At 50.5% G+C, this 19,122-nt stretch carries 14 protein-coding genes, 3 tRNA genes and 3 rRNA genes; 12 read left to right on the forward strand and 8 right to left on the reverse strand.

Annotated features, from left to right (window positions below):
- The first annotated feature begins 246 nt into the window (after positions 1–246).
- The 5 genes from EL216_RS09875 to rrf all read left to right on the forward strand — a co-directional run bounded on the left by EL216_RS09875 (position 247) and on the right by rrf (position 5,575).
- Positions 247–1,787 (forward strand): 16S ribosomal RNA (locus tag EL216_RS09875).
- 101 nt (positions 1,788–1,888) lie between these two features.
- Positions 1,889–1,965, forward strand: a tRNA-Ile gene (locus EL216_RS09880).
- Positions 1,966–1,973: 8 nt separating this feature from the next.
- Positions 1,974–2,049: transfer RNA gene (locus EL216_RS09885), tRNA-Ala, on the forward strand.
- Positions 2,050–2,424: 375 nt separating this feature from the next.
- Positions 2,425–5,310: ribosomal RNA gene (locus EL216_RS09890) — 23S ribosomal RNA — on the forward strand.
- A 152-nt stretch (positions 5,311–5,462) separates the two neighbouring features.
- Positions 5,463–5,575 (forward strand): 5S ribosomal RNA (gene rrf, locus EL216_RS09895).
- The 16S, 23S and 5S rRNA genes sit together here with 2 tRNA genes alongside, the layout of an rRNA operon.
- A 104-nt stretch (positions 5,576–5,679) precedes the next feature.
- Here the strand turns inward: rrf and EL216_RS09900 are convergent.
- Genes EL216_RS09900 through tsaB form a run of 3 tightly spaced genes read right to left on the reverse strand, consistent with a single transcriptional unit; the run spans position 5,680 to position 7,582 of the window.
- Entirely contained in the window at positions 5,680–6,471 is a 792-nt protein-coding gene (locus EL216_RS09900) for a uracil-DNA glycosylase family protein (protein ID WP_085390155.1), read from the reverse strand.
- On the reverse strand, positions 6,465–6,908 hold the full coding sequence (gene rimI, locus EL216_RS09905; RefSeq protein ID WP_085390156.1) for a ribosomal protein S18-alanine N-acetyltransferase: 444 nt from the start codon (positions 6,906–6,908) through the stop codon (positions 6,465–6,467). Before rimI ends, EL216_RS09900 begins: the two co-directional genes overlap by 7 nt.
- The gene (gene tsaB, locus EL216_RS09910; protein WP_085390157.1) at positions 6,902–7,582 is read right to left on the reverse strand and encodes a tRNA (adenosine(37)-N6)-threonylcarbamoyltransferase complex dimerization subunit type 1 TsaB; all 681 of its coding nucleotides are present in this window, start codon (positions 7,580–7,582) and stop codon (positions 6,902–6,904) included. Before tsaB ends, rimI begins: the two co-directional genes overlap by 7 nt.
- A 179-nt stretch (positions 7,583–7,761) precedes the next feature.
- On the opposite strand from tsaB, the gene ychF reads away from it, so the two are divergent.
- The 3 genes from ychF to tyrS all read left to right on the forward strand — a co-directional run bounded on the left by ychF (position 7,762) and on the right by tyrS (position 11,633).
- A complete protein-coding gene (gene ychF / locus EL216_RS09915; protein WP_085390158.1) occupies positions 7,762–8,853 on the forward strand; it encodes a redox-regulated ATPase YchF in 1,092 nt (363 codons plus the stop codon).
- A 119-nt stretch (positions 8,854–8,972) separates the two neighbouring features.
- Positions 8,973–10,280 (forward strand): hypothetical protein, encoded by a 1,308-nt coding sequence (locus EL216_RS09920; protein WP_085390159.1) that lies wholly within the window; start codon positions 8,973–8,975, stop codon positions 10,278–10,280.
- 54 nt (positions 10,281–10,334) lie between these two features.
- The gene (gene tyrS, locus EL216_RS09925) at positions 10,335–11,633 is read left to right on the forward strand and encodes a tyrosine--tRNA ligase (protein ID WP_085390160.1); all 1,299 of its coding nucleotides are present in this window, start codon (positions 10,335–10,337) and stop codon (positions 11,631–11,633) included.
- A 65-nt stretch (positions 11,634–11,698) separates the two neighbouring features.
- Here the strand turns inward: tyrS and prmB are convergent, their stop codons facing one another.
- Positions 11,699–12,598 carry a 50S ribosomal protein L3 N(5)-glutamine methyltransferase gene (gene prmB / locus EL216_RS09930; RefSeq protein WP_085390161.1) on the reverse strand — a complete coding sequence of 300 codons (900 nt, stop codon included), beginning with the start codon at positions 12,596–12,598 and terminating at the stop codon, positions 11,699–11,701.
- A 175-nt stretch (positions 12,599–12,773) separates the two neighbouring features.
- On the opposite strand from prmB, the gene ubiD reads away from it, so the two are divergent.
- The 3 genes from ubiD to gluQRS all read left to right on the forward strand — a co-directional run bounded on the left by ubiD (position 12,774) and on the right by gluQRS (position 15,391).
- On the forward strand, positions 12,774–14,252 hold the full coding sequence (gene ubiD / locus EL216_RS09935; protein WP_085390344.1) for a 4-hydroxy-3-polyprenylbenzoate decarboxylase: 1,479 nt from the start codon (positions 12,774–12,776) through the stop codon (positions 14,250–14,252).
- A gap of 83 nt (positions 14,253–14,335) precedes the next feature.
- A tRNA-Ile gene (locus EL216_RS09940) sits at positions 14,336–14,411 on the forward strand.
- 14 nt (positions 14,412–14,425) lie between these two features.
- Positions 14,426–15,391, forward strand: a complete 966-nt coding sequence (gluQRS, locus tag EL216_RS09945; protein WP_085390162.1) for a tRNA glutamyl-Q(34) synthetase GluQRS — start codon at positions 14,426–14,428, stop codon at positions 15,389–15,391.
- Positions 15,392–15,474: 83 nt separating this feature from the next.
- Here gluQRS and coaD read toward each other — a convergent pair whose 3' ends face one another.
- The 4 genes from coaD to EL216_RS09965 form a co-directional block, all read right to left on the reverse strand.
- Positions 15,475–15,987, reverse strand: a complete 513-nt coding sequence (gene coaD / locus EL216_RS09950) for a pantetheine-phosphate adenylyltransferase (protein WP_085390163.1) — start codon at positions 15,985–15,987, stop codon at positions 15,475–15,477.
- Between the two features lie 152 nt (positions 15,988–16,139).
- Entirely contained in the window at positions 16,140–17,315 is a 1,176-nt protein-coding gene (gene hemW / locus EL216_RS09955; protein ID WP_085390164.1) for a radical SAM family heme chaperone HemW, read from the reverse strand.
- Positions 17,316–17,572: 257 nt separating this feature from the next.
- A complete protein-coding gene (gene rdgB, locus EL216_RS09960; protein WP_085390166.1) occupies positions 17,573–18,175 on the reverse strand; it encodes an RdgB/HAM1 family non-canonical purine NTP pyrophosphatase in 603 nt (200 codons plus the stop codon).
- Positions 18,168–18,419, reverse strand: coding sequence for an NGO_0222 family membrane protein (locus EL216_RS09965; RefSeq protein ID WP_085390167.1), 252 nt, complete (start codon positions 18,417–18,419; stop codon positions 18,168–18,170). Before EL216_RS09965 ends, rdgB begins: the two co-directional genes overlap by 8 nt.
- A gap of 154 nt (positions 18,420–18,573) precedes the next feature.
- On the opposite strand from EL216_RS09965, the gene rnhA reads away from it, so the two are divergent.
- Positions 18,574–19,011, forward strand: coding sequence for a ribonuclease HI (gene rnhA, locus EL216_RS09970; RefSeq protein ID WP_085390168.1), 438 nt, complete (start codon positions 18,574–18,576; stop codon positions 19,009–19,011).
- Positions 19,012–19,122: the final 111 nt, after the last annotated feature.

Genomic DNA, 19,122 nt, shown 5'->3' on the forward strand with positions numbered 1-19,122 from the left:
ACGTTATTGGGGGAGGGCGGGTATAGTTCGGTTCTTCGCTGCTTCGGCGGTGTTTGAAAGCGAATATTCATTATAACAGATTTTGCGTTAGGCAGTATTGGTTGTGATGATGTTCGGGACGCTCTTTAACAGAACAGATTACCGATAAGTGTGAGTGCGATTGGGCCTCACACTGCGACAAAAACAGACAAGATAAATATCTTTGTCGGTTTCTTTGAAGCAGACCAGAAGTTAAAGTTAGAGATTGAACATAAGAGTTTGATCCTGGCTCAGATTGAACGCTGGCGGCATGCTTTACACATGCAAGTCGAACGGCAGCACGGAAGAGCTTGCTCTTTTGGTGGCGAGTGGCGAACGGGTGAGTAATACATCGGAACGTACCGAGTAGTGGGGGATAACTGTCCGAAAGGATGGCTAATACCGCATATTCTCTGAGGAGGAAAGCAGGGGACCTTCGGGCCTTGCGCTATTTGAGCGGCCGATGTCTGATTAGCTAGTTGGTGGGGTAAAGGCCTACCAAGGCGACGATCAGTAGCGGGTCTGAGAGGATGATCCGCCACACTGGGACTGAGACACGGCCCAGACTCCTACGGGAGGCAGCAGTGGGGAATTTTGGACAATGGGGGGAACCCTGATCCAGCCATGCCGCGTGTCTGAAGAAGGCCTTCGGGTTGTAAAGGACTTTTGTCAGGGAAGAAAAGCTTGAGGTTAATACCCTTGGGTGATGACGGTACCTGAAGAATAAGCACCGGCTAACTACGTGCCAGCAGCCGCGGTAATACGTAGGGTGCGAGCGTTAATCGGAATTACTGGGCGTAAAGCGGGCGCAGACGGTTACTTAAGTCAGATGTGAAATCCCCGGGCTCAACCTGGGAACTGCGTTTGAAACTGGGTGACTAGAGTATGTCAGAGGGGGGTAGAATTCCACGTGTAGCAGTGAAATGCGTAGAGATGTGGAGGAATACCGATGGCGAAGGCAGCCCCCTGGGATAATACTGACGTTCATGCCCGAAAGCGTGGGTAGCAAACAGGATTAGATACCCTGGTAGTCCACGCCCTAAACGATGTCAATTAGCTGTTGGGGTACTTGATGCCTTAGTAGCGTAGCTAACGCGTGAAATTGACCGCCTGGGGAGTACGGTCGCAAGATTAAAACTCAAAGGAATTGACGGGGACCCGCACAAGCGGTGGATGATGTGGATTAATTCGATGCAACGCGAAGAACCTTACCTGGTCTTGACATGTACGGAATCCTCCAGAGACGGAGGAGTGCCTTCGGGAGCCGTAACACAGGTGCTGCATGGCTGTCGTCAGCTCGTGTCGTGAGATGTTGGGTTAAGTCCCGCAACGAGCGCAACCCTTGTCATTAGTTGCCATCATTAAGTTGGGCACTCTAATGAGACTGCCGGTGACAAGCCGGAGGAAGGTGGGGATGACGTCAAGTCCTCATGGCCCTTATGACCAGGGCTTCACACGTCATACAATGGTCGGTACAGAGGGTAGCCAAGCCGCGAGGTGGAGCCAATCCCAGAAAACCGATCGTAGTCCGGATTGCACTCTGCAACTCGAGTGCATGAAGTCGGAATCGCTAGTAATCGCAGGTCAGCATACTGCGGTGAATACGTTCCCGGGTCTTGTACACACCGCCCGTCACACCATGGGAGTGGGGGATACCAGAAGTAGGTAGGGTAACCGTAAGGAGCCCGCTTACCACGGTATGCTTCATGACTGGGGTGAAGTCGTAACAAGGTAGCCGTAGGGGAACCTGCGGCTGGATCACCTCCTTTCTAGAGAAAAAAGAGGTTTGGTCGCATTCACACTTATCGGTAAACTGTGTATTAAAGATGCAAGACTGGTTGGGAGAATCCCGACGAAGTTGGAGTAATCTGGGTTTGTAGCTCAGCTGGTTAGAGCACACGCTTGATAAGCGTGGGGTCGGAGGTTCAAGTCCTCCCAGACCCACCAAGAGATTGGGGGGCATAGCTCAGTTGGTAGAGCACCTGCTTTGCAAGCAGGGGGTCATCGGTTCGATCCCGTTTGCCTCCACCAAATACTTTGCAAATCAAAGTATTTTTGTTTGTCTTTAGTCTTTAGATGTTTGGCATCTGAATAGATAAAGATGAAGTAAAGAATATTTTAATTTGTGTAGGTTAGAGAAGGAAAAGTTTACTTATTCCTTTTTTTAAGAAGCGCATCGATCTTTAACAAATTGGAAAGCCGAAATCAACAAACAAAGACAATGTCGGCTTGCCGTAACAGGTAAGCCGCAGTATTTGGGTGATGATTGTATCGACCGGGCTGTGAAAGACAAAAGGCACAGTTCGGTACACAACAAGCAGTAAGTTTTATCAAAGTAGAGGCCTTTAAGTTGCGAAGGTAGTCAACACTGTAGCAACGAAGTCAAAAAGGTACTTCAAATGATAGAGTCAAGTGAATAAGTGCATCAGGTGGATGCCTTGGCGATGATAGGCGACGAAGGACGTGTAAGCCTGCGAAAAGCATCGGGGAGCTGGCAATAAAGCTATGATCCGGTGATGTCCGAATGGGGAAACCCACCGTATTTTGTACGGTATCCTTATCTGAATACATAGGATAAGCGAAGCGAACCCGGAGAACTGAACCATCTAAGTATCCGGAGGAAAAGAAATCAACCGAGATTCCGCAAGTAGTGGCGAGCGAACGTGGAGGAGCCTGTATATGATAGCTGTTGAGATAGGAGAACAAGCTGGGAAGCTTGGCCATAGTGGGTGATAGCCCCGTATTCGAAATTTCATCAGTGGTACTAGGTATACGACAAGTAGGGCGGGACACGTGGAATCCTGTCTGAATATGGGGGGACCATCCTCCAAGGCTAAATACTCATCATCGACCGATAGTGAACCAGTACCGTGAGGGAAAGGCGAAAAGAACCCCGGGAGGGGAGTGAAATAGAACCTGAAACCTGATGCATACAAACAGTGGGAGCCTATTAATTAGGTGACTGCGTACCTTTTGTATAATGGGTCAACGACTTACATTCAGTAGCGAGCTTAACCGGATAGGGGAGGCGTAGGGAAACCGAGTCTTAATAGGGCGATGAGTTGCTGGGTGTAGACCCGAAACCGAGTGATCTATCCATGGCCAGGATGAAGGTGCCGTAACAGGTACTGGAGGTCCGAACCCACGCATGTTGCAAAATGCGGGGATGAGCTGTGGATAGGGGTGAAAGGCTAAACAAACTCGGAGATAGCTGGTTCTCCCCGAAAACTATTTAGGTAGTGCCTCATGTATCACTTCCGGGGGTAAAGCACTGTTATGGCTAGGGGGTCATTGCGACTTACCAACCCATGGCAAACTAAGAATACCGGAAAGTGCAATCATGGGAGACAGACAGCGGGTGCTAACGTCCGTTGTCGAAAGGGAAACAACCCAGACCGCCAGCTAAGGTCCCAAATGATAGATTAAGTGGTAAACGAAGTGGGAAGGCCCAGACAGCCAGGATGTTGGCTTAGAAGCAGCCATCATTTAAAGAAAGCGTAATAGCTCACTGGTCGAGTCGTCCTGCGCGGAAGATGTAACGGGGCTCAAATCTATAACCGAAGCTGCGGATGCACCTAGTGCATGGTAGGGGAGCGTTCTGTAGGCCGATGAAGGTGACTTGAGAAGGTTGCTGGAGGTATCAGAAGTGCGAATGTTGACATGAGTAGCGATAAAGCGGGTGAAAAGCCCGCTCGCCGAAAGCCCAAGGTTTCCTACGCAACGTTCATCGGCGTAGGGTGAGTCGGCCCCTAAGGCGAGGCAGAAATGCGTAGTCGATGGGAAACGGGTTAATATTCCCGTACTTTGATTTAGTGCGATGTGGGGACGGAGAAGGTTATGTCAGCGGCCTGTTGGAATAGGTCGTTCAAGCCGGTAGGTGGAACATTTAGGCAAATCCGGATGTTTATACACCGAGAAGTGATAACGATTGTCTACGGACAAGAAGTGACAGATACCACGCTTCCAGGAAAAGCCACTAAGCTTCAGCTAAATCAGAACCGTACCGCAAACCGACACAGGTGGGCAGGATGAGAATTCTAAGGCGCTTGAGAGAACTCGGGAGAAGGAACTCGGCAAATTGATACCGTAACTTCGGGAGAAGGTATGCCCTTCGATGTGAAAGACTTGCTCTGTAAGCATTGGAGGGTCGCAGAGAATCGGTGGCTGCGACTGTTTATTAAAAACACAGCACTCTGCTAACACGAAAGTGGACGTATAGGGTGTGACGCCTGCCCGGTGCTGGAAGGTTAATTGAAGATGTGAGAGCATTGGATCGAAGCCCCAGTAAACGGCGGCCGTAACTATAACGGTCCTAAGGTAGCGAAATTCCTTGTCGGGTAAGTTCCGACCCGCACGAATGGCGTAACGATGGCCACACTGTCTCCTCCCGAGACTCAGCGAAGTTGAAATGGTTGTGAAGATGCAATCTCCCCGCTGCTAGACGGAAAGACCCCGTGAACCTTTACTGTAGCTTTGCATTGGACTTTGAAGTCACTTGTGTAGGATAGGTGGGAGGCTTAGAAGCAGAGACGCCAGTTTCTGTGGAGCCGTCCTTGAAATACCACCCTGGTGGCTTTGAGGTTCTAACCCAGGTCCGTGATCCGGATCGGGGACCGTGCATGGTAGGCAGTTTGACTGGGGCGGTCTCCTCCCAAAGAGTAACGGAGGAGTTCGAAGGTTACCTAGGTCCGGTCGGAAATCGGACTGATAGTGCAATGGCAAAAGGTAGCTTAACTGCGAGACCGACAAGTCGAGCAGGTGCGAAAGCAGGACATAGTGATCCGGTGGTTCTGTATGGAAGGGCCATCGCTCAACGGATAAAAGGTACTCCGGGGATAACAGGCTGATTCCGCCCAAGAGTTCATATCGACGGCGGAGTTTGGCACCTCGATGTCGGCTCATCACATCCTGGGGCTGTAGTCGGTCCCAAGGGTATGGCTGTTCGCCATTTAAAGTGGTACGTGAGCTGGGTTTAAAACGTCGTGAGACAGTTTGGTCCCTATCTGCAGTGGGCGTTGGAAGTTTGACGGGGGCTGCTCCTAGTACGAGAGGACCGGAGTGGACGAACCTCTGGTGTACCGGTTGTGACGCCAGTCGCATCGCCGGGTAGCTAAGTTCGGAAGAGATAAGCGCTGAAAGCATCTAAGCGCGAAACTCGCCTGAAGATGAGACTTCCCTTGCGGTTTAACCGCACTAAAGAGTCGTTCGAGACCAGGACGTTGATAGGTCGGGTGTGGAAGCGCAGCAATGCGTGAAGCTAACCGATACTAATTGCTCGTGAGGCTTGACTCTATCATTTGAAGGACTTTTGCACCGTAGTGGGTGTTGAGGCTTCGAAAATAAAGCTTATATCAGTCTTGAAGACGATACCCATCACCGTTGATTGAAGAATAAAGAGAAGGGATGCATTTCCCTGACGGCTTTCCCGATTTGTACAGTTTACGTCTGGCGGCCATAGCGAGTTGGTCCCACGCCTTCCCATCCCGAACAGGACCGTGAAACGACTCAGCGCCGATGATAGTGTGGATACCCATGTGAAAGTAGGTCACTGCCAGACACTCATTGCTAACCCCTGATACTGAGAAGTATCGGGGGTTTTTACTTGGAGGGGAGGGACGTGGGTGTTGTCGCGGGAGGGCGACAGTTTGTTTATTCGTGGATTTAATTTTGAAGTACTTGCCATAATTTTTTTAACTCTATCCAAGCTTGTGCTTTCAATTGTGGCTGACGCAATAAGCGGGCAGGGTGAGGAATGCTGAAATAAGGAAGTTCAAGGCATAACTCAGTAATGATATGGGCTGGCTCGGATTGTTCAAAAAATTGTCCTAAAAACACAACGGCTTTTGCTTGTGAGGCTGAAAGTTCTGCGTGAATTTGAGGAAGTTCAGTTCGAATGTATTCAATAGGTGGGTTGTAATCAAAGGTGGCCTCTTTTATCCAACAGGTTTTATGAGTATCTGTTGGGTTTAAGCCGATTGTAATAAGCATATTGTCCAGTAGAGTTCCTGCGTCTCCGCTGAAAAATTGTCCTGATATATTGTCTTCTAAAGAGGGACAAACACTAATAATCATAACCGTTGCAGGTTGGATTTTATCGATTAATGATCGTGTTGATGGGGTAATCTCATTTTTAGGAGGTAAAGCGGCTATGCTTTTTGATTGAGGAGTAATTTTTTCAGACGGCCTATCTGATACGGGATAACCGTCTGAAGTTATTTGGGAATTGCTTACAGATACTTTAGCGGCGGTGATGGCGGCTAAACGTGCCTGATTTGGTTTCGCAGCAGAAGATGGTGCTTGTATAGCAGGCTTTTGCGGGAAAACTGATGGCTGTTCGGTATTCTCAGTAAGTTGTTGACTGGAAACGGCAGGCAGCACTTTTGCACCTTGTCTCAGCCACATCGGGCCGAGGCCAAGTGCTTCATGCAGGTGCAGATAGCGGCTGCTTAACATAATTTCTCCATTAAAACAGCATCTTCGCGCATATTTTCAGACAAGGTGTAATATAATTTCCGGCGACCATATTCGCTAAAACCGAGTTTTCGGTAAAGCGATTGAGCGGCAATATTGCTTTCCCTCGCTTCTAAAAATAAGCGCTCTACTTTATGTTCTAAGACTGATTGGAACCAGATAGACAACAAATGGGAAGCCAAACCGATTCGTCGGTATTCAGGAGCAGTAGCAATCAGGTGTAATTCTGATTCTCCACAAATGGTTTGCCATACAGCGAAGGCACTCAGTTTTTTATCTTGTTCGATCACCAAAACAGTATTGAAACGATTATTTAAGGCCGTCTGAAACTGATTGGCAGACCATGGTGATGGATTGCATTGCGCATCCAATTCTGCCAAATGGAAGCAGTCTTGGGAAGTAGCCGGGCGTATTAACATGAAGTTGCCTTCCGTTCTGCCTGCTCTTTAGCAGTTAAGGCAATTTTATTGCGAACATACAGCAATTCGGCATGTGCGGCATCAGTGGCAGGGTAATGGCCTGTTAGTGCCAGATTGAGATAATCCACGGCTGTGGGCATTTTTTCCGTGCCTTCGAATGGCGGTTTATCAACCAGAGCAAAGGCATTGCCGATGCCTATCGGGTTTTCGGCATATTCAGGCGGTGTGATTTCAACAGCTTTTCCAACTGAATAATCGCTTAGATGCCGGTGGTTTTTAGTGTCCAACCAAGTGTAGAACACTTCACCCATGCGTGCATCCGTTGCCGCCAGCACGCATGGTAAATCAGGCAATTGGTAGGCTACCGCATCTAAGCAGGGTATGCCGACAAGCGGTGTGGCAAACGGCGCAGCCAAACCTTGGGCTACGCCTATGCCTATGCGAAGGCCGGTAAATGCTCCAGGCCCTTGCGCATAGACGATTATTCCTAAATCTGCCGATCGGATATTACATTCATCAAATAATTCAGTAACTTGAGGGAGAATTAAATCGGACTGCTTATTGCCTGCCTCTGCATGGCGGCTAACGGTTTTGTCTCCTACACGCAATGCCAGCGACAGAAACGATGTGCTGGTATCAATGGCGAGAGCAGGACGGGAAAAGTCGGCTTGCATAAATCAAAGTAAACTTATTTTCAGGCGCACATTATACCCGACAACGGCGAGTGATTACCGGTTTATTGTCTTTGCGAGCGTGTTTGGCTTTGCTTTTTCAGACGGCCTTCCGTAAGCCAAAGGCCGTCTGAAATATGCTACAATTTCACGTTAATTTTTACTGAATTTCAGGAACAAACATGAGCTTAAAATGCGGCATCGTCGGCCTGCCCAACGTCGGCAAATCCACCTTGTTCAACGCCTTAACCCAATCCGGTATCGAAGCGGCCAACTACCCTTTCTGCACGATTGAGCCCAACGTCGGCATCGTCGAAGTGCCCGATTCGCGCATGGCCGAGTTGGCTAAAATCGTTAACCCGCAAAAAATGCAGCCCGCCATTGTCGAGTTTGTCGACATCGCAGGCTTGGTAGCAGGCGCGAGCAAAGGCGAAGGCTTGGGCAACCAGTTTCTCGCCAACATCCGCGAAACCGATGCCATTGTGAACGTCGTGCGCTGCTTCGACGACGACAATATCGTACATGTTTCCGGCAAAGTCGATCCGATTGCCGACATCGAAACTATCGGCACCGAGCTGGCATTGGCTGACCTTGCCAGCGTAGAAAAAGCCATTACCCGCGAAGGCAAACGCGCCAAATCAGGCGATAAAGACGCGCAAAAACTCGTTGCCTTGTGCGAAAAACTGCTGCCCCATCTCAACGAAGGCAAACCCGTGCGCTCGTTCGGCCTCGATGCCGAAGAACTCGCCATGCTGCGCCCCCTGTTTCTGCTCACCGCCAAACCCGCCATGTATGTGGGCAACGTCGCGGAAGACGGTTTTGAAAACAACCCGCACTTAGACCGCCTGAAAGAATTGGCCGCCAAAGAAAACGCGCCCGTAGTTGCCGTGTGCGCCGCATTGGAAAGCGAAATTGCCGAACTCGAAGACGAAGAAAAAGCCGAATTCCTCGCCGAAATGGGCTTGGAAGAACCCGGCCTCAACCGCCTGATCCGCGCCGGCTACGACCTGCTCGGCCTGCAAACCTACTTCACCGCCGGCGTAAAAGAAGTCCGCGCTTGGACTATCCACAAAGGCGACACCGCCCCGCAAGCCGCCGGTGTGATCCACACCGATTTCGAACGCGGCTTCATCCGCGCCCAAGTGATTGCTTACGACGATTTCGTTACCTTAGGCGGAGAAGCCAAAGCCAAAGAAGCCGGCAAAATGCGTGCCGAAGGTAAGGAATATGTGGTGCAAGACGGCGATGTGATTAATTTCTTGTTTAATGTGTAAGAATATTTAATACGTAAAAATAAATTTCAGGCAATCTTTTATCTTATTTTTATTAAGAGATCGCCTGAAATTAAGTCATTAATTTGAAATTATAAGTTCAATATAAATCAATATAAAAAATGAATGAGTTAATTAATTCTATAATTGAGAAGTTAACTGAGATTGAAAAATATATATCTGAGACTGATGTTGAACAATGGATCGATGATAATTATTCACAAAGCCTTCCTATAATTACAGTCGGAATGTTGTCCAACATACCAAGAGTTTTAAAGCGAAAAATAAACTGTGCGGACACACGAGTATTAGATGAGCAATGTAATGGGGCTTTAGAAAATATTTTAACTAGTCTGAACCATTGTATTGAAGATATATTACCAAATATGTTCACTTCTAGTTACCATGATGGTTATACGCATGCTATTTATATATACTTAGCTACACTTTCTTCAATAGATTTTGAATTATCTAACTTATTTGGTTGGTGCTCATTAGATGAGAACCAAAGTCTCGTCCCTCGTTCTATTAAAACTCGATTAAAGTCAATTAATGCTCAAATTGAAAAAATTACTCCTGATTATGAAGATCTTAAGAATAAGATTGATGTAATACGTGATGCAAGAGACTCCGCTGAAAAATTACCAATCGTTTTAGATGAGTTAAAAGAAGCTCAAAATATTATAAAAACTTTTTCACAAGAGGCGGAAAAAGCTTCCACTGATACCAAAAATCTTTTCTTGCAAAGTGAAACATATATTTCTGAAATTGAAAAACTTAAAATTGATGCTCAAGACTTAATTCAAAGAGCTGATTTGGCTTTAAAAGGCTCTACATCAGTTGCGTTAGCTAAATCATTTACAGAACAAGAGATAAATTTAAAGAATTCAATTAGATGGTGGACCGCATTTCTAGCTCTTGCATTATTACTTATTCTCATAATAGCAGTATGGAGAGCAAGTGATCTTTCCCTGTTATTAAAAGACAATAAATATGAAATTAAATGGTCATTATTATGGATACAAGCTAGTGTTACTTTTCTCTTAATTAGTGGGCCAGTTTGGTTTGCGTGGATTGCCACTAAACAAATCAAACAACGTTTTAAACTGCAACAAGATTACAGTTTTAAAGCTGCTGCTGCAACAGCATATGAAGGGTATAGTAGAGAAGCATCACAGTTTGATAATGAAACCGCACAAAGATTATTTAACGCCGCTCTTACTAGGTTAGAAGAGTCTCCAATTAGATTGGTGGATGATGATCCTCACAATACTCCTTGGGAAGAAATTCTACAAAAATTTTTAAAAGAAAAGACGAAAGTTACCAAGCAAAATGTAGAGAAAAGTTATAAAAATAACCGAAGTAGATCCTTAAATAATATAGAAACTTCAGAAATCAACAATGAAATTACTCATGAAAGAGAAGAATAAATTCTCTTTGTCATATCCATGCTGAATCCTAATTCTATTAACAGTGGAACTATAATGAAATCAATTATCCAAGACCTCCGATCGCGCGGCTTAATCGTGCAAACCACTGATGCTGAAGCCTTAGACGCTTTATTAAACGAACAAAAAATCGCTTTATATTGCGGTTTCGACCCCACCGCCGACAGCCTGCATATCGGCCATTTGCTGCCGGTGCTGGCTTTACGCCGTTTCCAACAGGCCGGGCATACGCCGGTGGCTTTGGTGGGCGGTGCGACAGGCATGATCGGCGATCCGAGCTTTAAGGCGGTTGAGCGCAGCTTGAATACGGCGGAAACCGTGGCGGGCTGGGTGGAGAAAATCCGCAACCAGCTCAAACCGTTTTTGAGTTTTGAGGGCGAAAATGCCGCGATTATGGCGAACAACTACGATTGGTTCGGCGGCATGAACTGCTTGGATTTCCTACGCGACATCGGCAAGCATTTTTCTGTGAATGCGATGTTGAACAAAGAATCGGTGAAGCAGCGTATCGAGCGCGACGACGTGGGCATTTCGTTTACCGAATTTGCTTACGCGCTGCTGCAAGGTTATGACTTTGCCGAATTGAACAAACGTTACGGCACGGTGTTGCAAATCGGCGGTTCCGACCAATGGGGCAACATCACCGGCGGTATCGACTTGTGCCGTCGTTTAAACAAAGCCACCGTTTACGGCCTGACTTTGCCGCTGGTAACCAAATCGGACGGCACGAAATTCGGCAAAACCGAAGGCGGTGCGGTATGGTTGGATGCGCAAAAAACTTCGCCTTACCAGTTTTACCAATTTTGGTTGAAAGTAGCCGATGCGGATGTGTATAAATTCCTGAAATACTTCACGTTTTTATCGGTTGAAGAAATTGATGCCATCGAAACGAAAGACAAAGCCAGCGGCGTAAAACCGGAAGCACAGCGTATTTTAGCGGAAGAAATGACCCGCTTGATTCACGGTGAAGCGGCTTTGGAAGCGGCGCAACGCATTTCTGCCAGTCTGTTTTCCGGCGACGAAAGCAGCCTGACCGAAAGCGACTACGCACAGCTCGCTTTAGACGGCTTGCCCGCGTTTGAAGTATCAGGCCGTCTGAACGTGGTGGAAGCCTTGATTACTGCGGGTTTGGCTAAGTCAAACAAAGAAGCGCGCGAGTTTGTGAAGAACAAAGCGGTTTTGCTCAACGGTGAAACAGCCGTGTTCAACAACCCCGAACACGCCGCCGAAAAACCCGATGATGCTTACCTGATTACCGACGAATACAAACGCTTCGGCAAATACACGATTATCCGCCGCGGCAAACGCAATCATGCGTTGCTGGTTTGGAAATAGGTAGTTGAAATATTTGAGGCCGTCTGAAAAGTTTTCAGACGGCCTTTTGGTATGGAGTGGCAGGGTTATTCTTCGCCCAGCAATTGTTCGCGTGTCAGCAGGAATACGAAGCCGTCGCCGCCGCTGGTCTCCAGCCAAGTGAAAGGGAGTTCGGGGTAGGCGGCTTCGAGCACGTCGCGGTTATGGCCGATTTCCACCAGCAGCACGCCTTTGGGGTTGAGGAACTTCGCTGCCTGCAAGATGATTTCGCGGGTGGCATCGAGGCCGTCCGAACCGCTGCCGAGGGCGAGCTCCGGCTCGTGCAAATATTCGGGCGGCAGTTCGTCAACCGATTCGGCATCCACATAGGGCGGGTTGGAAACGATTAAATCGTATGTGCCTTCCAAGCCTTCGAACAAATCGGTGTGTATCAGGTTGATGCGGTCTTGCAGGCCGTAGTTTTCAACGTTGATGGCGGCTACTTCTAATGCGTCCAAACTTAAATCGACGGCATCGATTTCGGCGGCAGGGTAGTGGTGTGCCATCTGAACCGCCAAACAGCCGCTACCGGTGCATAAATCCAAAGCGCGGTGAACCAGTTCTTCGTGTTCTATCCACGGTTGCAGCGGTTCTCCCAGCAGCTCGTAAATAAACGAACGCGGCACAATCACGCGCTCGTCGACATAAAAGTCGAAATCGCCCTGCCAAGCCTGATTGGTGAGGTAGGCAACCGGTACGCGGTCGGTAACGCGCCGTTCGATTAATTCCAACACTTCTACGATTTCGCTTTGCAGTAATTTGGCATCGAGATACGGGTCGAGAATGTCGAGCGGCAGATTGAGGGTATGCAGAATCAGGTAGGCGGCTTCGTCGTGGGCATTGTCGCTGCCGTGGCCGAAATGCAGCCCGGCATCGTTAAAGCGGCTGACGGCAAAGCGCAAAAGGTCGCGCACGGTGGAAAGTTGTTTGGCGGCTTCGGCGAACATGGGGTTTCCGTTCGTAAGGTAAAAACGTGATTATAGCGGAGGAACGGTTGCAAGAGTATTTCAGACGGCCTCCTGAATCATGAAGCGGCCTTCTGCTATAATCCGCTGTTCTTATCTGTTTCTTATCAACAGGCCGTCTGAAAACAGCTTTTCAGACGGCCTCGAAAGTAATCTGATGAAATACAACGATCTGCGTGATTTTATCCAAAAGCTTGAGCAGGAAAACAAACTCAAGCGCATCGGTTTGCCGGTTTCTCCCCATTTGGAAATGACCGAAATTGCCGACCGCGTGTTGCGTGCCGGCGGGCCGGCGCTGTTGTTTGAAAATCCGGTGCGGCAAGACGCTTCGCGTTATGATTTTCCCGTGCTGGCCAATCTGTTCGGCACACCCGAACGGGTGGCGATGGGCATGGGTGCGGCGGATGTGTCGCAATTGCGCGAAATCGGCAAAACGCTGGCTTATCTGAAAGAACCGGAGCCGCCCAAAGGCATTAAAGACGCGTTTTCCAAACTGCCACTGCTGAAAGATATTTGGAGCATGGCACCGAATGTGGTGAAAAAAGCTCCGTGCCAAGAAATCGTGATTGAAGGCGACGATGTCGATTTAAGCAAGCTGCCGATTCAGCATTGTTGGCCGGAAGACGTTGCACCGTTGGTAACATGGGGGCTTACCGTTACCCGCGGCCCGCATAAAAAACGCCAGAATTTAGGCATTTACCGCCAACAGCTTATCGGCAAAAACAAGCTGATTATGCGCTGGCTGGCACACCGCGGCGGCGCGTTGGATTTTCAGGCGCACAAAAAAGCCCACCCCGGCGTGCCGTATCCGGTGGCGGTGGTACTGGGGTGTGATCCGGCCACCATTTTAGGCGCGGTAACGCCGGTGCCGGATACCTTGAGCGAATATCAGTTTGCCGGTTTGCTGCGCGGTTCGCGTACCGAATTGGTGAAATGTATCGGCAATGATTTGCAAGTGCCTGCGCGTGCCGAAATTGTGCTCGAAGGCGTTATCCACCCCGATGAAACCGCGCTGGAAGGGCCTTACGGCGACCACACCGGCTATTACAACGAGCAGGATTGGTTCCCCGTGTTTACGGTGGAACGCATCACCATGCGCGAAAATCCGATTTACCACAGCACTTATACCGGCAAACCGCCCGACGAACCTGCCGTGTTGGGCGTGGCATTGAACGAAGTGTTCGTGCCGCTGTTGCAAAAGCAGTTTCCCGAAATCGTCGATTTCTATCTGCCGCCCGAAGGCTGTTCGTACCGCATGGCCGTGGTCAGCATCAAAAAGCAATATGCGGGGCATGCCAAGCGGGTGATGATGGGCTGCTGGAGCTTTCTGCGCCAGTTTATGTACACCAAATTCATTGTGGTGGTGGACGACGATGTGGACTGCCGCGACTGGAAAGAAGTGATTTGGGCGATCACCACCCGCATGGATCCCGTGCGCGATACGGTGTTGGTGGAAAACACGCCGATCGATTATCTCGACTTTGCCAGCCCCGTTTCAGGCTTGGGCGGCAAAATGGGCTTGGATGCCACCAACAAATGGCCGGGCGAAACCGACCGCGAATGGGGGCGCGTGATTGAGCGTGACAAAGCCACCGTGGCGAAAGTGGATGCGATGTGGAGCGAGCTGGGGTTGTAAGCGCAGAGGCCGTCTGAAAAGATGTTTTCAGACGGCCTTGTTTCAGCGGTAAAATGTGGTACAATAGCTGCCTTTCATAACCCGGGTCTGTAGCTCAGGGGTTAGAGCAGGGGACTCATAATCCCTTGGTCGTGGGTTCGAACCCCACCGGACCCACCAAAATACCCAACCGCATGAAGCAGTCGTTTCATGCGGTTTTGTTTTTTATCCGCAAGGTGATGAGTTCAAAAATGATGTACACCGGACGTTTCGCGCCCAGTCCCACCGGTTTGCTGCATATCGGTTCGCTGCTTACCGCCGTGGCTTCTTACGCCGATGCCAAAGCGCACGGCGGCAGATGGCTGGTGCGGATGGAAGACCTCGACCCGCCGCGTGAAATGGTGGGGGCGGCGGACGATATTTTGCGTACGCTCGAAGCATTCGGTTTTGAGTGGGACGGCGAAGTGGTATATCAAAGCCGCCGTTATGCTCTTTATGAAGACGCTTTAGGCCGTCTGAAAGACAAAGGGCTGGTGTATCCCTGCTATTGCAGCCGTAAAGACTGGCAGGCGGCGGCGCAGTTGGGGGCGGACGGTTTCGTGTATAACGGCAAGTGCGGCAAGCCCGATTACAGGCCGTCTGAAAACGATTCGGCCAAAACGCCGGCATGGAGGCTGCGCGTGCCCGACGAAGTGGTGGGCTTCGACGACGAAATCGTCGGGCATTATGAGCAGAATCTCGCCCGCGACATCGGCGATTTTGTGCTGCTTCGGGCGGACGGTTTTTGGGCGTATCAGCTTGCGGTGGTAGCGGATGATGCCGATCAGGGCATCACGCATATCGTGCGCGGGCAGGATTTGCTGGTGTCCGCGCCGCGCCAGATTTGGCTTCAACGTTGCTTGGACTATGCCGCGCCGCACTATGCACACCTGCCGTTGCTGGTTAATGCGCAAGGGCAGAAATGGTCGAAACAGACGCTGGCTCCGGCATTGGACTTAAACGCGCGGGAACGGCTGCTGCGACAGGTAACGGCATACCTGAATCTGCCCGATGCGCCGGAAGTGGACAAACCGCAAGAGCTGCTGGCATGGGTTGCGGCGCATTGGGATATGCGGAACGTGCCGCGTGAAGCGATTTGCACGGAAGGTACGGATAGGTAGATTTATCAAATCACAAAGGCAAAGGCCGTCTGAAAGCTCACAAGGTTCGCTTTCAGACGGCCTTTTTCTAACTTCGGGGCGCGTTAATCCGAGTTTTCATGGTCTTTCAGGATTTTTTGGTACACCGCTTCGGGCAGGTAGCGGCGAATCATCTCGCGCCATCCTTCGGGGCCGACCATGCCTTTGACCATAGTGGACGACACTTCGGCGAATTCGCGCGGCGGCATCAGGATAACGGTGGTGATGTCGGGCTGCAAATCGCTGTTGATGTAGCGCATCGAGCGTTCGTATTCGTAGTCGGAAGCGGTGCGGATGCCCCGAACCACAAAACGCGCACCGATGCTGTAAGCGTAGTCCACCAAAAAGCGGTTGCCGAAGATGGTTACTTTCACGTTGGGGAATTCCTGCGTAATCGCTTCCAGCATTTCGCGGCGCTCTTCGGCGGTGTAGGTGCTGCGTTTTTCAGGATTGGCACCGATGGCGATAATCAGTTCGTCGAACATGGCCTGTGCGCGGCTGATCATCCATAAATGGCCGTTGGTGGGCGGATCGAAGCTACCGGCATAAACGGCACGGCGCAGAGAGGGAGTGCTCATGTGGAAAATCGGAAAGATTGAATAAACGGCTGGCAGGATAATGCTTGGGAAAATGAATGTCAAAACAAAAAGGCCGTCTGAAAAGAACAACTTGTTTTTCAGACGGCCTGACGGTTTTTATCCATATGTTTTATTTGGGCTTATTGTAAGCCTCATAAAAAACATTGCAGCAAGTCGTTGAGAAACCGCCGCCCCAGTTCGGTCGGCCTGAAAAATTGCGGGTCGGTATCCAGCAGACCTTGCTGCTGCGCGGTGCGGATTTGTGCGGCGATGTGTGCGGGCGAGATGCCGGTGCGCTCTTGCAGCCACGCAGCAGGCACGCCGTCGGTGAGGCGCAGGGCGTTCATCATGAATTCAAACGGCAAATCTTCGGCGGCCACGGTTTTGCGTTCGATGGCATCGGCCGGGTTGCCGTGCATGGCGGCGAGATAACCGTTGGGGTGGCGTTTGCGGGTGGTGCGCTCGATATGGGTGGGGTAGGAAATTTTGCCGTGCGCGCCCGCGCCGATGCCGATGTAGTCGCCGAACTGCCAATAATTGAGGTTATGGCGGCATTGTTGCCCGGGGCGGGCGAAGGCGGATGTTTCGTAATGCTCGAAACCTGCGCTTAAAAGCTCGGCGTGAACGGCATCTTCGATATCTTGCGCCGCTTCGTCTTGCGGCAGGCCTTTGGGCGGTGTGTGGCCGAAGGGTGTGTTCGGTTCCATCGTCAAATGGTAGGCACTGATGTGGCTTGCGCCGGTGGCGATGGCGGTTTGGATGTCGGATAAGGCCGTCTGAACGGTTTGGTTCGGCAGTGCATACATGATATCGACGTTGACTTTGTCGAACAGGCCGAGAGCGGTTTCGATGGCATTCAGGGCTTCGCTGCGGTTGTGGATGCGCCCCAATGCGGTGAGTGCGGCATCGTTGAAACTCTGTACACCGATAGAAAGCCGCGTGATGCCTGCGTCTTTAAACCCCTGAAATTTTTCTTTTTCAAACGTGCCGGGGTTAGCTTCGAGCGTGATTTCGGCTTGCGGTTGCAGCCTGACAAGCGAGCGGATGCCGCCGAGCAGACGGTCTATCGAGGCCGCCTGAAACAGGCTGGGGGTGCCGCCGCCGATAAAAACCGTTTCGACGGGCCGCCCCCACACATTGGGCAGCTCGGTTTGCAGGTCGGCCAGCAGCGCATCAATATAGGTTTGTTCGGCCAAATCGCTTTTGGCTTGATGCGAGTTGAAGTCGCAATACGGACACTTGCGCACGCACCACGGGATGTGGATGTAGAGCGATAAGGGGGGCAGGGCGGTAAGGTGGCCTGCGCGGGTGAAGCTGAGTTCGGTCATGGTCGGATATAAGGCGGTAGGCGTTTTCAGACGGCCTCAAAAGGAGAGCGAAAGGGTTAAGGAGAGGCCGTCTGAAAGTTTGCGGCAAATAAACTTTGCTTCTGCTGCGGTGCTTTGGCTCGAAGAGAATGATGTTGCAGACCGCCGCAAGCGGCCGGAATCGGTTCCGTGTTCTTTACACTGGCAGCGGCTTGCCGCTTGGTATCAAAAATAAGTTTATCGGCTGTACGATGGTTTTCAGACGGCCTGTGCGGGTTTTATTGCGGATACAGCAAATCGATTTTCTTTTTCAATTCAACTAATGCCAACCCGCGGTGGCTGATGCGGTTTTTGGTATCGGGGTCAAGTTCGGCGGCGGTGCAGCCTAATTCAGGCAGGTAAAAATGCGGGTCGTAGCCGAAGCCGTTTTCCCCCGCCGCCTGCTGCTGCCAAACGCCGCGCCAGATGCCTTCGGCGATAATCGGCTGCGGATCGTTTTCATGGCGCACCAAAACCAGCACGCAAACGTAATAACAGCTTTGATCGGCTTTGCCGGCGAGTTCGGCGGATAGTTTGGCATTGTTGGCGGCATCGGATTTCGGGTTTTCGCCGGCAAAGCGTGCCGAATAAATGCCGGGTGCGCCGCCCAGAGCGGGCGCACAGATGCCGCTGTCGTCGGCCAATGCCGGTTTGCCGCTGTGTTTGCTGGCATGGCGGGCTTTGGCGATGGCGTTTTCGATAAAGGTAACGTGCGGTTCGGGGCATTCGGGTACATTGAGTGCAGATTGCGGCAGCACTTCGATATGGCGGCTTGCAAACCAACGGGTGAATTCTTTGAGTTTGCCGGCATTGCCGCTGGCCAAAACGATTTGCTTAAACATGTTTGTTTTCCTGTTGTTCTGCCTGCATGCGCGCAGCTTGAACGGCTTTATTCCGTGCCACTTGGCGGATATAGAGGGCGAGACAGGCAATCTGGCCGAACACGGCGGCAAAGGCGAATAAAAAGCCGGCGACGGCAAACTGTTTGCTTCCGATAGAAAGCAGCCAACTTCCGAGCAATACTAAAGCCATGAATAAAAGCGTAAAAAAGGCGATGCCGAGCAGATAGGTTTTGCGGGCGTTCATATGGTGTGGGGTGTGCTGTTGAAGGGAAGGATTATAGCGGAGAAACGCCGGGTGAAGGGCGGCGAAGGTGTTTAAACCGGCAGGGAGGCCGTCTGAAAAGGTTTTTCAGACGGCCTGTGATATGATGCGCCCGTGACGAATCAAGCAGATTGATATGGAAAAAACCGTTTACTTATACACCGACGGTGCGTGCAAAGGCAATCCCGGCGCAGGTGGCTGGGGCGTGCTGATGCGCTACGGCACGCACGAAAAAGAATTGTTCGGCGGCGAGGCCGAAACCACCAACAACCGCATGGAACTGACTGCCGTTATCGAAGGGTTGAAAGTTTTGAAACGCCGTTGCAGCGTGCAAATCTGTACTGATTCGCAATATGTGAAAAACGGTATGGAAAGCTGGATACACGGCTGGAAGAAAAACGGCTGGAAAACCGCGTCGAAACAGCCGGTTAAAAATGAAGACTTATGGCGCGAACTGGATACGCTGGTAAGGAAACATGACGTAACATGGGCTTGGGTGAAAGGCCATGCGGGGTATACCGAAAACGAACGTGCTGATGCGTTGGCAAACAAAGGTGCAGCGGCGTTTTCTTAAAGCAAAAGTGTTTTCAAACGGCTGGAAACCTTACCGCGATGCCGGATAAGGTTCCGGCTTTTTTTAATCTCGCTCAATACAATGGCAGTATGCTTTCTTCGCAGATTTGCG

It is taken from the genome of Neisseria animaloris, from assembly GCF_900637855.1.
GTDB classification, from domain to species: domain Bacteria; phylum Pseudomonadota; class Gammaproteobacteria; order Burkholderiales; family Neisseriaceae; genus Neisseria; species Neisseria animaloris.

Coding starts and splice junctions, on each gene's coding strand:
- EL216_RS09900 (WP_085390155.1), bottom strand. CDS start 6,471: ATGTTAAGCAGCCGCTATCTGCACCTGCATGAAGCACTTGGCCTCGGC.
- rimI (WP_085390156.1), bottom strand. CDS start 6,908: ATGTTAATACGCCCGGCTACTTCCCAAGACTGCTTCCATTTGGCAGAA.
- tsaB (WP_085390157.1), bottom strand. CDS start 7,582: ATGCAAGCCGACTTTTCCCGTCCTGCTCTCGCCATTGATACCAGCACA.
- ychF (WP_085390158.1), top strand. CDS start 7,762: ATGAGCTTAAAATGCGGCATCGTCGGCCTGCCCAACGTCGGCAAATCC.
- EL216_RS09920 (WP_085390159.1), top strand. CDS start 8,973: ATGAATGAGTTAATTAATTCTATAATTGAGAAGTTAACTGAGATTGAA.
- tyrS (WP_085390160.1), top strand. CDS start 10,335: ATGAAATCAATTATCCAAGACCTCCGATCGCGCGGCTTAATCGTGCAA.
- prmB (WP_085390161.1), bottom strand. CDS start 12,598: ATGTTCGCCGAAGCCGCCAAACAACTTTCCACCGTGCGCGACCTTTTG.
- ubiD (WP_085390344.1), top strand. CDS start 12,774: ATGAAATACAACGATCTGCGTGATTTTATCCAAAAGCTTGAGCAGGAA.
- gluQRS (WP_085390162.1), top strand. CDS start 14,426: ATGAAGCAGTCGTTTCATGCGGTTTTGTTTTTTATCCGCAAGGTGATG.
- coaD (WP_085390163.1), bottom strand. CDS start 15,987: ATGAGCACTCCCTCTCTGCGCCGTGCCGTTTATGCCGGTAGCTTCGAT.
- hemW (WP_085390164.1), bottom strand. CDS start 17,315: ATGACCGAACTCAGCTTCACCCGCGCAGGCCACCTTACCGCCCTGCCC.
- rdgB (WP_085390166.1), bottom strand. CDS start 18,175: ATGTTTAAGCAAATCGTTTTGGCCAGCGGCAATGCCGGCAAACTCAAA.
- EL216_RS09965 (WP_085390167.1), bottom strand. CDS start 18,419: ATGAACGCCCGCAAAACCTATCTGCTCGGCATCGCCTTTTTTACGCTT.
- rnhA (WP_085390168.1), top strand. CDS start 18,574: ATGGAAAAAACCGTTTACTTATACACCGACGGTGCGTGCAAAGGCAAT.